Genomic DNA, 13221 nt, shown 5'->3' with positions numbered 1-13221 from the left:
GACATAGCTCAGACATAGCTCAGACATAGCTCAGACATAGCTCAGACATAGCTCAGACATAGTGCAGACATAGTGCAGACATAGTGCAGACATAGTGCAGACATAGTGCAGACATAGTGCAGACATAGTGTAACCATAGTAAAGAGGCTCCCCCAGCCGTTAACCGGCATCGGGGGAACCTCGCACTTCAGAGCTACTAAATTAAAGATCTACCTTAAGATCAGTACTTGCTTCGTTAAGCAACGAAGAAACAAAGCAACAAAACAACGGACCCCAGAGCCTTTATTGCCTACGGATTTCACCGTTCAGGAAGCTAAAGGACTCCAGTGACCTTATTAACGAAATACTTGCTTAAAATCCACGGTTTAGGAGGAAATAGCGTCTCCTGAGTCCGTTCCATGTATCAGAGGCTGCTTTATGTGCAAATAACGACTATACGGTCCGTTAGTTCCCTGATGTGAACTCATTCATCTATCATGATTGTTTTGACCAGATCAGAAGGTTAGATTAACGAAGTTGTTCTGATAACACTGTTGTGGCCAAGTTATTTTGGCAGGCACTGATTATGACGTAGACCATAGTTGGGAGCAATGAGCGTTCAACGTTCAGTACTTAGCACTTAGCACTTACCCCTTACCACTCAGCACTCAGCACTCAGCACTCAGCCTTACCACTTACCACTTAGCACTAACAATCCAGGTTTTACAATTTACGATTCATAACATACAGAGGCTCCCGTATCGATTACGCTTCCGATATACTGTGTTACCTCCACATGAAGGGGATGTGCCATATACGCATCAAGATCAGACATAGAATCATATTGTGTTACAAACATCAGATCATAGGAAGACCGCTCGTGACGGATATTTATTTCCACTCTCAGGTCACGCAGAGTCTCGATCTGCCCCCTCATACTGAGTAAAACCTCTTTTGCCTTTGCGATATTCTCGGGACTCCGGTCTTTCAACCGGATCATCATGTTATTTGTAATCATCTATACTCCTCCTTCTGCTTCTTCGGGTAATTCCAGCTTAATCAGGGTGGTGGCAGCTTCACGTCCATTAACCAAGAGCGTAATTAGATGCTCGCCCGGATAATGACGGCGGGTCGTCAGATCAGCCCAGCGGTGCGTGCGAGTACCCGCCAGTCTTGTCCCACCGGGGACAGTCTTGTCGGACAGGAGGAATAGCTTGCGGGACGTCTTGCCGCTCGCTTTCACAAAGTCGATCCCGTATTCGATACGAATACGGACAGGCTCTCCTTCGCGGACCCGCAGCTCGTACGTCAGCTCGCTGCTCTCGCCAATCTTCAGCGCTTCTGATGCAGCAGTCAAGGAAGCGCCAACTACAAGCGGCGCTGAATCTTCCGATTCGGCGTAACCGAACAAGGCCATCACCCCAGGATCGGCCTTACGGATCAGAGAGCGGCAAGCATGCCGTACGATCCAGTCTGTGTCAGGATGCTGACCCTTCCAGCGCTTCGCAATCTCCAGCACCAGCGCCGGGTGATCCTTCGCGATGTCGTTCAGATTGTTGGCGACGCTTTTGCGCACATAGAGAGACGGATCGGCCTTCAGCTGCTCCAGCACAAGCAGCACGGGTGCCGGGTCACGCTTGAACATCGGAAGCGCCTGCCCCCATGGCAAGCGTGGCCGGCATCCCTCGCTGGATAGCCGCCGGACATGCTCGTTCTCATGCCTGGACCAGATCAGCATTTGCGCCATCATCCGCTCCGGCTCGCGTAGCAGAAACGGTCTTACGGCGAACTCTGCGGATGATTTGGACGTGAACCGCTCCAGCGCCTCCATGGACAACTCCCAGTGTTCCGGGGCCTGTCCATGCACCTCCACAAAATCAGGAAAGATCAGATACGGGAACCCGACACAATCCTTATCAATCTCATATAGAACCCGCAGTGCATCTTCATAGCGCGAAGGTAGATATTCTCCCAGCGACTGCGTAATACGCCTCATGCGCCCCTTTAGCTCCAGCTCCTCCCACGGCTCCGCCATCGCCGCAGCGATGAAGCCCTCCGTGTCAAACGACGAATAGGCACGCTGTACTTTCCCGGCGAGGCTGTGCAAAAACTCCTTATTGTACATGGCCTTCAAAGGCTCTGCCATTCTTTTGCCCCCCATAGAATTTATAACTTGTCTGCACTCCGGCATGAACGCTTGATCCATCCATTATGCCCATTGGAGAAATTGTAGCATACGTAACTGGACAGCCTTATGTCAGGTTACCACCCGCGCTACTGCAACAACGGGCGGGACCATTTCTACTTTGCGTGAGAACACCAAACTGACTGTGGATGGTTGTGAAATTCAATTCACGTACTATACTGAAGGCGGAAATTTGATTGTTGAGTCGACTTCCAAGTCTCCTGGCTTCAAGGGCGTTAACCAAACTACGTTACGGATTAATGGCAAAGAAGTGGTGCCTGAAATTACACCCAAAGGTATGGTATCTACAGGAACTAATATCGATAGCTACAAAGATGTTCCTTTTAACGGAAAAATTGAACTGAACCCTGGTATCTATAAATACAGCGATCCGAGCCGGGACGTAGAGGTTAGATTCTAATAATTAAGCTAAACTTTAGTTTGTTACTCGCCTCTTTTAGCCAGTTTAAGGGCGGGTTTTTGCTACCGTTCAATTCAAAATCTCTTCAATAGATTCCATGTCCTGCTTGGCCCGCTGGTTCAGCCCCCGTTTATCCTTCAGCTTCAGCTGTGCCAGTTCATGGCCGGGGTCGACGATCAGCGGCTGGGCGATAATCGCCTCAAGCAGTTCGGCAGCCGACTTGCAGGCCCGCAGCAGCAGCTCTTGGGAGATTTCTTTTTTATGCAACCGGATAATATCCAGTAAGTGTTCAGCAAACATCAATCGGACCACGCTATCGGCACTCATCATATTGCGGGCGGCAAAAGAAATCACATTTTCGACAATTCTGCTATCTTGATAATGCTTGGAGACTGAGCTCAGCGATGACACTGCTTCCCAATCCCGAATGGACAGTTCTCCGCTCAGCTGCTCCACCATTTCCTTGCACCATAGCTTCTCTGTCGCGATATCGACGCCATAGGTTTTGTACTCCGCATACCTTCCACCCCGGTGCATATCCGGCAAGCTGCCACAGTATTCCATGAACAACGCTTTCGCGCGCTCTAGTTGATCGTTCAATGTACATTCCCCTTCTCTTGCTGACATTTGTCTTCCAATATGTCCTACCTTATCACAAAGTGACTCTACTCATGCTATTATATTAGAACGAGCAACACCACACGGTTTAGCCGAATTACCATTTCAACGGAGGAAGAACGTTATGCCACACACTTTGGTTAAAAATATTGATTTTTTCGTAGCCGCCCTGTCCCAGACCTTCGTCTCTGCTTTGCAGCTCGACCCTGACGGAATGTATGCCCGGGTCGGCTTTGGACGGATTGACAAATTCTCAGAAGGTTATGTCCGCCTGGTCGGGTTCGACGGCTCGATCTCACACTATGACCGGGAAACGACCAAGTTCCAGCGGGACAAGGGATAACAGGGGCCTGATCTATTAACACAAATACGGCCCTTTCGGGCCGTATCGGTTACTTGCGTATTTCATTTTCAGCTGATCAGTTAATCGATTTGTCGTACTGCAGATACACTACATGGGTCTGCAAATATTCGTTCAAGCCATGTTTGCCGTCCGCGCCGCCGATGCCGGATTTCCGCCAGCCTGCATGGAAGCCTTGCATTGCTTCAAAGTTCTCGCGGTTAATATAGGTTTCCCCGTATTCGAGACGCTTGATCACTTTCATAGCGACGTTTAGATTTTGAGTATATAAGGATGAGGTCAGTCCAAACTCACTGTCATTGGCCAGCGCAATCGCTTCATCCAGGTTAGCAAAAGAAATGATAGGGATAACCGGTCCGAAAATTTCCTCCTGCACGATTTCCATATCATTGGTAGCATCGGTAATGACGGTAGGTTCGAAAAAGCTGCCGGTTCCCTCTACCTTACTACCACCTAAGGCGATCTTGGCACCTTCTTCTACTGCACGGTCTACTTTTTGCTGCACAGATTCTTGCGCCGCCTTGTTAATCAACGGCCCCATATGAATACCTTCGTCTTTCAGCGGATCACCATACTTCACTGCGCTCATCGCCTCAACCAGACGGGTAGTGAATTCGTCCTTGATCTTCTCATGAACATAGACCCTCTCCGCACAGTTACAGACCTGCCCTGTATTGATCACCCGGGAGTCTACAATCGCTTTAACTGCCAAATCCAGATCGGCATCATCCATAACAATGGCAGGGGCTTTGCCGCCAAGCTCAAGACTCACCTTGATGATATTTTCAGCAGCTGCTTGCATCACCTTTTGTCCTGCTGGCACACTGCCCGTTAGGCTGACCATGCCCACTTTAGGGTTGCTGGCCAATTCATTACCGACCTCTCCGCCTTTACCGGTCACAAGGTTGAACACACCCTTAGGAAGACCGATGTTATCCACAATTTTGGCAAAAGCCACCGCGTTGTTGGGAGATTCGGCACTAGGCTTGACGACAATCGTATTTCCGGTGATCAGCGCCGGTGCCATTTTTCTAGCAATAAGAAAGAACGGAAAATTCCAAGGCAGAATGCCTGTTGTTACGCCAATCGCTCTTTTAAAAACAAAAATATTCTCATTATCACGATCACTCTGAACAATTTCCCCTTCATAGCGACGTGCCCATTCTGCCATATAATCCATATAATCTGCTGTAAAATTAACCTCTACCGTGGACAATTCCAAGGTCTTACCTACTTCTTCGGAGATCAGTCTGGCCAGGATATCAACCTCTGCCCGAATCCCGTCGGCAATGGCATGAAGGTACCTTCCCCGTTCAACCGCAGGTGTCTCCTCCCAGGCTAACTGGGCTTCTTCCGCTGCGTTAATGGCACGCACCACATCATTCCTTGTAGCTTTGGGAACCTGTGAAATGACTTCATCTGTTGCTGGATTGGTTACATCCATCCACTCTTTGCCTTCTGATTCCACAAACTGGCCGTCGATATACATCAAATGCTTTTCCACTGACTCTCCCCCTCAAGGTAGATTATCCATTTTATCCTCTCTCAGTGTAAACGCTATCAATATTTATTGTCAACAAAGTTCACTTTTTTTATTTGTTTTTATGTTGTTTTTCATTGACTTCCTGAGTTAAGCTATTCTCATCAAGGTTGCAATTGGAGGGATCGGAATGAAAGTCAGTATTTTTTCGACTTGTTTAGTAGACCTTATGACTCCGAATGTTGGAATAGCAATGGTTGAAGTTCTTGAAAGGCTGGGCTGTGAAATCGATTACCCGGCTGCGCAAGTGTGCTGCGGTCAACCCACTTATAATAGCGGCTATCTTGAAGATTCCAAGCTTGCGATGAAGAACATGATGCTTGCCTTCGAAAACTCCGATTATGTCGTGGGTCCGTCCGGCTCCTGTATCGCTATGTTTCATGAATACCCGAAGATTTTCAAAGGAGATCCACACTGGGAATTGAAAGCGCTTGCCCTAAAAGACAAATCATATGAGTTTACCCAGTTCATCGTAAAGGTGCTCGGCGTTACCGATGTTGGCGCAAAGCTTAAAGGAAACGCCACCTACCACCGTTCTTGCCACATGACAAGACTGCTGGGCGAGAAGGAAAGCCCCTATCAATTGCTTGGCAAGGTTAAGGGACTTCAACTGGAGCCGCTCAAAAACAGCGATAATTGCTGCGGCTTCGGTGGAACCTTTTCTGTGAAAATGCCTGAGATCTCCGAGCAAATGGTCGATGAAAAATGTGGTTGTGTCGTGGACACCGGAGCAGATATTCTGATCAGTGCAGATATGGGATGCCTGCTTAACATCGGTGGCCGGCTGTCACGTAAGGGCGAACCCGTAAAAATAATGCATATTGCAGAAGTGCTTAACCATCATCATGCTACTGCTGCTGCCAAAGGAGGACGCGAGACATGAGCCTGCAAACAGATAAACGTGACTTCAGCGAAAGGACTTCAGAAGGCCTCGGGGATAACTTCATGAGAAGCGCGGTAAGTTCAGCCCAGGACAGCCTGAAGACCAGACGACTGTCAGCTGCGACTGATCTTGGGGATTGGGAACAATGGCGTTCTATCGGTCAGCAAATCCGTCAGCATACGCTGAAGAATCTCGATTATTACTTGGAGCAGTTGGCGGATAACGTAGAGAAAAAGGGCGGGTATGTCTATTTTGCCAAGACAAAAGAGGAAGCCAGCAGCTATATCCGGGACATCGTCATGCAAAAAAAGGCTAAAAAAATCGTCAAATCCAAATCGATGGTTACCGAGGAAATTGAAATGAACCGTGTCCTGATGGATGCCGGCTGCGAGCTGATCGAGACTGACCTTGGAGAATATATTCTGCAAATTGATGATTGGGATCCGCCTTCACATATTGTGGCCCCTGCGCTGCATAAAGACCGGTCGCAAATTCAAAGGGTGTTCACAGAGAAGCTAGGCTATACAGGTGATGAAAGTCCCGAAAACCTCGCCAGGCACGCCCGGACGGTGCTGCGGCAAAAGTTTCTGGAAGCGGATGTCGGGATTACGGGCTGCAACTTTGCCATCGCGAACATGGGTGCCATTAATCTCGTTACCAATGAAGGCAACGGCGATCTTACAGCCTCCATCCCAAAAACGCATATCGCTGTGATGGGGATGGAACGAATCGTGCCCACGCTTGAGGAGATGGAGATACTGGATAATCTGCTCTGTCGAAGTGCTGTAGGGCAGAAATTGACCAGTTACATTACCGTGATGGGTCCTTCCGCTACCGGGGAGACGGATGGGCCCGAAGAGTTCCATTTAGTTGTCGTGGACAACGGCCGCTCCGAGATTCTGGGAAGCGAATTTAACGAAGCCCTGCAGTGTATCCGCTGCGGCGCTTGTCTTAATGTCTGTCCGGTCTACCGTCATATTGGCGGTCATGCCTACGGGTCTATTTATCCGGGTCCGATTGGCGCTGTAATCACCCCGCTACTGGGCGGATACGGTGACTACAAAGAGCTTCCTTTTGCCTCTAGCCTATGTGCAGCTTGTACCGATGTTTGTCCGGTTAAAATCCCGCTTCACGAGCAGTTAATCTTACACCGTCAGAGAATTGTAGAGGAAAAAAGAACAAGTAGCTCAGAAAGAATCCAGATGAAGACGGCAGGCCGTCTCCTGTCTTCTCAGACGTTGTTCGGCAAAGCCCTGCGGTTTGCAAATCCGGCAAGCCGGCTGCTCAGCAGGCATGGACGAATTATAAAAGGACCGGGACTCGTCCGCGGCTGGATCAACGCTCGTGATCTTAGTCAGCCAGTCAAGCAGCAAGACAGCTTCCGGACCTGGCTTGACCGACGCAAAGGAGGCGCTAACCAATGACGGTATATGGTAAGGAGTCCTTTCTAAATACAATCGCTGCCAAGCTTGGACGGGAACGTGTCTATGATGTACAACGCCCCGACCTGCGCCCGTTGATCCCGAACAGCTATGGTAGTCTAACCAACGATGATCTGATTGAGATTCTTAAAGAGCAATGCTATTTCATCCACACCCAGTTAATCGAGTCGAACTCAGAGATTTTGCAGACAACGTTAAATGATCTAATCCATGCGAATGGCGGGGGCGCTGTAATCACATCTGGAGATGACCGTTTTCTACATTACGGGCTAAGCTTCCCCAACTCGTTCGTTTGGGAAGAAGCCGCAGGACGGGAGGAGAATCTTCTCCGCTCCGAAGCGGCCAATACAGCTATTGTCTTCGCTGATTATGCACTGGCCGAGTCAGGAACGATAGTCATAGAGAGTCGCCCAGACCAAGGCCGCTCCCTCCACTTTCTGCCTACTAACTATATTGCGATTATTGAAAAAGAGCGGCTCGTGCTTCGTTCCACCCAGGCAGCGGCAGATCTGAACCGACGAGTTGAAGCAGGTGAGCCTGTGGGCTCAGCCATCAATTTCATCTCTGGACCTTCCAATTCAGCCGATATTGAGATGCAACTCGTTGTCGGGGTTCATGGTCCTTTGAGGGCAACTTATGTGCTTATTTAGAGGCTGAAGGCCACGCTTAAAAAGATGACTGCTCATGCGTTAAGGCGCTACGGGCTCGAAGGGTTCTTACAATCGCTGTTAAAGTCTGATTTCTGGATTGGAAAAGGATTAGCGGTTGAACTCAGACCTTAAAGGCGAACACTGCCGTTTCTCCAGAATCCTGTAGGGCCTCCGCTGCTCCGCGCTTATAATCAGGTACCGATTTTTAGGCTGAGCCTATTCGGTTTTACAACTTGCACTCAAGGATCGGGGTTCCAGTGCTGTTGCATGCACATTGGAAGGTTCGAACTTAGCCTAATTGATGTTCTAGTTGAGCACTTTATATTAAAACTTACAATCCGGCATTATAAGAGTCCCAGCACAGATGGTACTTATAGTCAACTACACTACTTCTCATACAACAAACAACGGGTACCTTCAAATTAAGGAAGGTACCCGTTGTTCTATAACCTATTCCAGCACTAATTCTCCAAAGCTCGCGCTTAGATGAAAGTTTGGTGTGGCAGAATCCACCCTGTTCCAAGAGCCATAATGGGGGAGTTCTGTCTCATCCCCGCATTTGTAGAAGTTTCCGCGCAGGACCTGTCCTGAACTGACTGTGAAATCTGGGAACAATCCCGACAGCCAATCGAAAGGAATGGAGAATTCCAGCTCCCAGCCGCTCCCTTCAGGATGTTGTTCCCTTTCTGCATAAGAGGTCTGAATCTCAAAAAGCGCAGGCGGTGCATCCTCCAGATACTTCCGGTCACGTCCCTCGCCAAGCTGAAGCAGTAGCGTCCCCGCCGCATTCAGTTCAAAATTCAAATACCGGGCGTCGCTTCCGAGCAACGGCTGTACGAAGAATTCGACACAGCTATCCGTATACACCGGTTCATTAGGCTGACGATAGCGAACCAGCGGATGCTCTTCATCCACCTTGAATTGAACATACAGCCGCTCTGCGGTGTAATACGACCTGACTTCGACCTTAGGCGCATAGCCGTTATCTAGCCAAAGATATTGGTCTACCGGGAGCGCCGGAACTTCAGACCAGTCTTTGCGTGCAGCGCTTGCGGTAATCTGATATGTACGATGGTTTGCCATGGAACAATCGCCTCTTTTCAAATGTGATAAGATACTTTAACACTCTAATTTCTCGAAAACACTTCTTGTTATGTACGCAGTATATTCCCCATCCCTGGGAAATATTGAATTTTAGTCTCCCATTACCTTGCTGATATGCTTCTCAGCCTTATAATCCTTACGGATTTCATTTAGTTCAGTGCTATTAGCTTCACTCCAAGACTCTAGTATCATTCGCGGCTCCGCTTCGATAATGTTTCGGGCCTCTCTTATATCATCTCTTTTGAAGGCTTCGATCATTTTTACCAAATCTGAACGATCCAGGAGCTTCACATGATTAATCCCCGCCAGCGTCTCACAAGGCTCTGTAAATCTAGAACTAGTAATTACAATAGCCTTTTTAGCTTTATAATATCTCATACTAGAATAGACCTCTTGGACAGCACTGATACCCACTGTATTATCTACAGAATAGCGTTTTGCCTGGATAACATTTCTGATTCCATGACGGTCTGTGAAAATTACATCAGCTCCAAAATCACGACTCCCTAAAGTTTTATAAACGCCCGTATAACCTAACAAATAATATATGGAACGCATTAATAACTATACCAAAGTGTAATTAAAGGCATTTTTGTACCTTAAATACTCTGCAGCTACCGCTTAGTGGGAATTAACGACAATATTGTACCTTAAATTTTCCATAATAGGCATTTCAGCTCGATTTTTCGAAATTAAGATACAAAAATGCTCTTAATTGACCTATTTATCTATATTTAAGCAAAATAAGGTACGAAAATGCTCTTAATTGGAGAGGTGAACCATTTTTTCTGTTTATACTACGGGGACTTTAATTAAATTATAGGGAATAGCTCTAGCAAGCCAAGTCTTGTAAAACTTTAGAAGAATAACTCCATCAGTATAATACCATATTTTTCTTATTTATCTCAGCTTAATAAGCATTATTTGTAAAATAATATATGAGTTTTCTACTAACTTTTAAACAACAAAAAAACCAGCAAGTCCCAAAGGACTTGCTGGCTTATATCAATTCCCCTGCCACACAGGCTCATAAGAACGCTGGTAGCTTGCGAATGTAGGTCTTAACCTTCCAGCACCTTGTTCAGGAACGCCAGGCTCAGGCCAGTCGTATCCGGAAGCACTACATCGGCCCCAGCCTCTTCAAGGCTTTCTCGCTCGCCGATACCTACAGCCTTCATGCCAGCCGATTTAATGGCTTCAACACCAGCTGTAGCATCTTCGACGCCGATACAAAACTCAGGATTCGCACCGACCTTCTCTGCTCCAGCAAGGAACAGATCAGGTGCAGGCTTGCCATGCTGTACGGAATCTGGGGGCACCACATACTGGAAGAAGCTATCCAGCTCAAGGGAACGCAGGATTTGCGGCGCGTTTTTGCTCGCCGAAGCGATAACTGCCGGAATGCCTTGTTCTTTCAGCTCTTTCAATAGCTCAGCAATGCCAGGGTAAGTATCCGCCGGTGTAAGATCTACCAGCAAGGAGACGTAATGTTCGTTCTTCTGATGGGCCAATTCGGCCTTTTGTTCAGGCGTGAAGGAATTTTCCTTGCCGCCCAGACGCAGAATCCGCTCCAGGGATTCGCCGCGGCTGATGCCCTTAAGGGTCTCGTTGAATTCACGCTCGAATGGAATTCCAATGGATTCCCCAAGCTTTTTCCACGCTACGTAATGGTATTCTGCAGTGTCAGTAATGACACCATCCAGGTCAAAAATAACAGCTTCCAGTTTCATTATTCTCCATCTCCCAGCTCTATGTTCTGTTCTCTTTATATAGGTTATAGATTAGTTTGCGGATAGTTCAAGTTCAATATGTTTCTCACTGCTAGTTACCGTTTCGCCGTTCCAATCTACTGTTACTTTCCAGCCCGCCTCATTATGGATGACCGCCTTCAGCGTTCCATCGTTTTGGGTCAGGGTCAGATCGAATTTTGCGTCCGCAACCACCAAATGCTCCAATGAGCAAGCTTTGCCGTTCCAGGCAGCAGGCAGTTGTGGTTTGATTTTCAATTCGTGATTAGCAGCAAAAGGCTCTACGCCGAAGAAATGCCGAATAAACGGTACCGCGATAGCATAAATGGTCCAAGCCTGCACTACACAACCATAATCCGGTGACATTTCGGAAAAAGAACCCGGCATTACGCGTGAGAAGCTGCGTTTCATCCGGTTCAACAGATCCAATGCTGCGTCCGGATTGCCGTTGGCAACTTCCGCTACTGCGTGCACACCCGTTGAAATCGTCATCGTTCCCTGTTGATACATTCCGGACAAGTACGTACCGTATTCTCCGATGAAGGTATCATTGCGCATGTTGTCCAGCGCCCGGCGAGCTTTATCAGGCTCAGCGATGCCAGCTTCCATCGGGGTCACAATAACCCAGTTCTTGTTCAGCAACCAACCACGGTCAGCAGATGCATCCTCACCAGAGGCAGCCAAGAGTCCGTCTACATATTCACGGTAGTCGTTAATCCCTTGTCCTTCTGCCAAGGAGACCATGTAGTCTACTTTTGGCGCAACATCTGAAGCTGGAGCTACTGCATCGGCGTACAAGCCTTCTTCTTCTTGCCAGAAGTACTTGTTCACGGCATCTGCGCAGCGTTGAGCCAGTTTACTATATCTGTTCTGGGCTTCGCTATTTTGCAAATAACCGCTCATTTCGGTCATGGCCCGCAGTGCCTGTGCTGTATACACTGCACTGTCGATCAGTTCCATGTTCAATCCGGCAATTTCAATAATGCCGTAACCGGAAGGGAACAGATCGCCATCCGGGTCCATTTCACCCAGTAGCCAGTCAATGCCTTTGACACAATAATCGTAGTGGCGGCGCAGCAACTCCTCGTCCCCGGTCCAGCGGAACAGATCCCATACGAAAGCAATGTAATGAGCTGTTTCTTGTGTATTCCCCTTGTTCGATACCGCTCCAAGCGTCGTCACTTCATGAATGAAACGACCGTTGCCGTTAACTTCTTCCGACTTTTGCAGCAACAGGTTCAGTGTATCCTTGGCCAGCTGTGGATCACCAATCGCCAGCACCCCTTGCAAGGAATACGTATTGTCACAGCCGAACCACCATGGATACGTCGGTCCGCCCGCAGTCAGGGCACGTCCGATGCCATCCACCTTTTGGATCAGCCATTGGTTGTTCCATTTTGCCCAGGTAAAGGCTTCGTTCCATTCGTTTTCGCCTTCAATGGTCAGCTTTGCCCGATCTGCAATGGCGTTATATACCTCACGCTTCTCAGCCAGCAGACCTGCATAATGAGCCGATAAATGACGATAAGTCTCCTCAACCTCTTCACGGGAAGTGTGGGACCCAGCGACAAACAGATTAAAGCTGTGCTTCTCACCTGGAGCCAGTCTCAGTTCAGTACGGAAAGCGATACCGCAGCCTGCTCCGGCAGTAAACTCAGGTCCATACAGATCCGGACGAGTCTCAACTTGATCACCAGGAAGATCGGTACCAACCAGTGTGTACCAATCATGGCTGGAGTCCTTCACGAGCACTTCGCGCGGGTTAAGCACGGTCGCTTCATCCGCAGTACCATCATGAATACCAACCTCATCGGAGTACCAAACCGGGCGCAGATCGGTACGGAACAGAAGTTCCACCTGAAGCTGCAATTCCTCATCACCGTAGTGTTTAATTTCATAAGCAGCCGTCATCCCTTTTACATGCTCAGGAGCAAACTGTGTACGCTCCATGGATACCGGGATGTAGCTCAGGCCATGATCATATTGGAACCGGCTGTCCCAGGGCTCGCTTGTGAAGCCATCCGCACGGGACCAGACGGAAATATTCCGCTTCTTGTCCGTAAGCTTTAGCCAAAAGCCATCCAGCAGCTTGATCGGGTGCAGCCAGACGCCGCCCATCTCATTGGCAACATGGTGGCCGAAATCAGGAAAATAGCCGTCCTGCGTACCGCAGATTTTGACGTATTCTCCACCGTTATAGTATAGATTGAATGGATGCTTGCTAGTAGTTCTAGCCATTAAGGTAACTCATCTCCTTATCTGTAGGTCATACGATAACACTTTAGCCCCA

Annotated in this window: 13 protein-coding genes; 5 read left to right on the top strand and 8 right to left on the bottom strand. The window is 48.4% G+C overall.

Annotated elements, in window-relative coordinates:
• Positions 1-709: 709 nt before the first annotated feature.
• The gene (locus HPT30_RS19310) at positions 710-997 is read right to left on the bottom strand and encodes a Dabb family protein (RefSeq protein ID WP_175372968.1); all 288 of its coding nucleotides are present in this window, start codon (positions 995-997) and stop codon (positions 710-712) included.
• Positions 998-2125, bottom strand: coding sequence for a DNA alkylation repair protein (locus HPT30_RS19305; RefSeq protein ID WP_175372967.1), 1128 nt, complete (start codon positions 2123-2125; stop codon positions 998-1000).
• 160 nt (positions 2126-2285) lie between these two features.
• On the opposite strand from HPT30_RS19305, the gene HPT30_RS19300 reads away from it, so the two are divergent.
• On the top strand, positions 2286-2585 hold the full coding sequence (locus tag HPT30_RS19300) for a hypothetical protein (protein ID WP_246317284.1): 300 nt from the start codon (positions 2286-2288) through the stop codon (positions 2583-2585).
• A 69-nt stretch (positions 2586-2654) separates the two neighbouring features.
• On the opposite strand, the gene HPT30_RS19295 is transcribed toward HPT30_RS19300, so the two are convergent.
• The gene (locus HPT30_RS19295; protein ID WP_175372966.1) at positions 2655-3185 is read right to left on the bottom strand and encodes a hypothetical protein; all 531 of its coding nucleotides are present in this window, start codon (positions 3183-3185) and stop codon (positions 2655-2657) included.
• 142 nt (positions 3186-3327) lie between these two features.
• Here HPT30_RS19295 and HPT30_RS19290 point away from each other — a divergent pair, with 142 nt between their 5' ends.
• On the top strand, positions 3328-3546 hold the full coding sequence (locus tag HPT30_RS19290) for a hypothetical protein (RefSeq protein ID WP_175372965.1): 219 nt from the start codon (positions 3328-3330) through the stop codon (positions 3544-3546).
• A 76-nt stretch (positions 3547-3622) separates the two neighbouring features.
• On the opposite strand, the gene aldA is transcribed toward HPT30_RS19290, so the two are convergent.
• Complete coding sequence (aldA, locus tag HPT30_RS19285; RefSeq protein ID WP_312876355.1) at positions 3623-5068, bottom strand: aldehyde dehydrogenase; 1446 nt, start codon at positions 5066-5068, stop codon at positions 3623-3625.
• A 166-nt stretch (positions 5069-5234) separates the two neighbouring features.
• On the opposite strand from aldA, the gene HPT30_RS19280 reads away from it, so the two are divergent.
• The 3 genes from HPT30_RS19280 to HPT30_RS19270 are packed head-to-tail and all read left to right on the top strand — an operon-like array spanning position 5235 to position 8079.
• On the top strand, positions 5235-5987 hold the full coding sequence (locus tag HPT30_RS19280; protein WP_175372964.1) for a (Fe-S)-binding protein: 753 nt from the start codon (positions 5235-5237) through the stop codon (positions 5985-5987).
• Positions 5984-7411 (top strand): LutB/LldF family L-lactate oxidation iron-sulfur protein, encoded by a 1428-nt coding sequence (locus tag HPT30_RS19275; protein ID WP_175372963.1) that lies wholly within the window; start codon positions 5984-5986, stop codon positions 7409-7411. The genes HPT30_RS19280 and HPT30_RS19275 overlap by 4 nt, the downstream gene beginning before the upstream one ends.
• Positions 7408-8079 carry a LutC/YkgG family protein gene (locus HPT30_RS19270; RefSeq protein ID WP_175372962.1) on the top strand — a complete coding sequence of 224 codons (672 nt, stop codon included), beginning with the start codon at positions 7408-7410 and terminating at the stop codon, positions 8077-8079. The genes HPT30_RS19275 and HPT30_RS19270 overlap by 4 nt, the downstream gene beginning before the upstream one ends.
• A gap of 450 nt (positions 8080-8529) precedes the next feature.
• Here HPT30_RS19270 and HPT30_RS19265 read toward each other — a convergent pair whose 3' ends face one another.
• From HPT30_RS19265 to HPT30_RS19250, 4 genes are all read right to left on the bottom strand, one after another.
• Complete coding sequence (locus HPT30_RS19265; RefSeq protein ID WP_175372961.1) at positions 8530-9162, bottom strand: carbohydrate-binding family 9-like protein; 633 nt, start codon at positions 9160-9162, stop codon at positions 8530-8532.
• Between the two features lie 111 nt (positions 9163-9273).
• Positions 9274-9741, bottom strand: a complete 468-nt coding sequence (locus tag HPT30_RS19260; RefSeq protein ID WP_175372960.1) for a restriction endonuclease — start codon at positions 9739-9741, stop codon at positions 9274-9276.
• 503 nt (positions 9742-10244) lie between these two features.
• On the bottom strand, positions 10245-10913 hold the full coding sequence (pgmB, locus tag HPT30_RS19255; protein ID WP_175372959.1) for a beta-phosphoglucomutase: 669 nt from the start codon (positions 10911-10913) through the stop codon (positions 10245-10247).
• Positions 10914-10964: 51 nt separating this feature from the next.
• On the bottom strand, positions 10965-13169 hold the full coding sequence (locus HPT30_RS19250) for an alpha-L-rhamnosidase-related protein (protein ID WP_175372958.1): 2205 nt from the start codon (positions 13167-13169) through the stop codon (positions 10965-10967).
• Positions 13170-13221: the final 52 nt, after the last annotated feature.

This window comes from Paenibacillus agri (genome assembly GCF_013359945.1).
GTDB lineage: Bacteria > Bacillota > Bacilli > Paenibacillales > Paenibacillaceae > Paenibacillus_AQ > Paenibacillus_AQ agri.
This window is presented reverse-complemented; position numbering and strand designations above follow the sequence as displayed.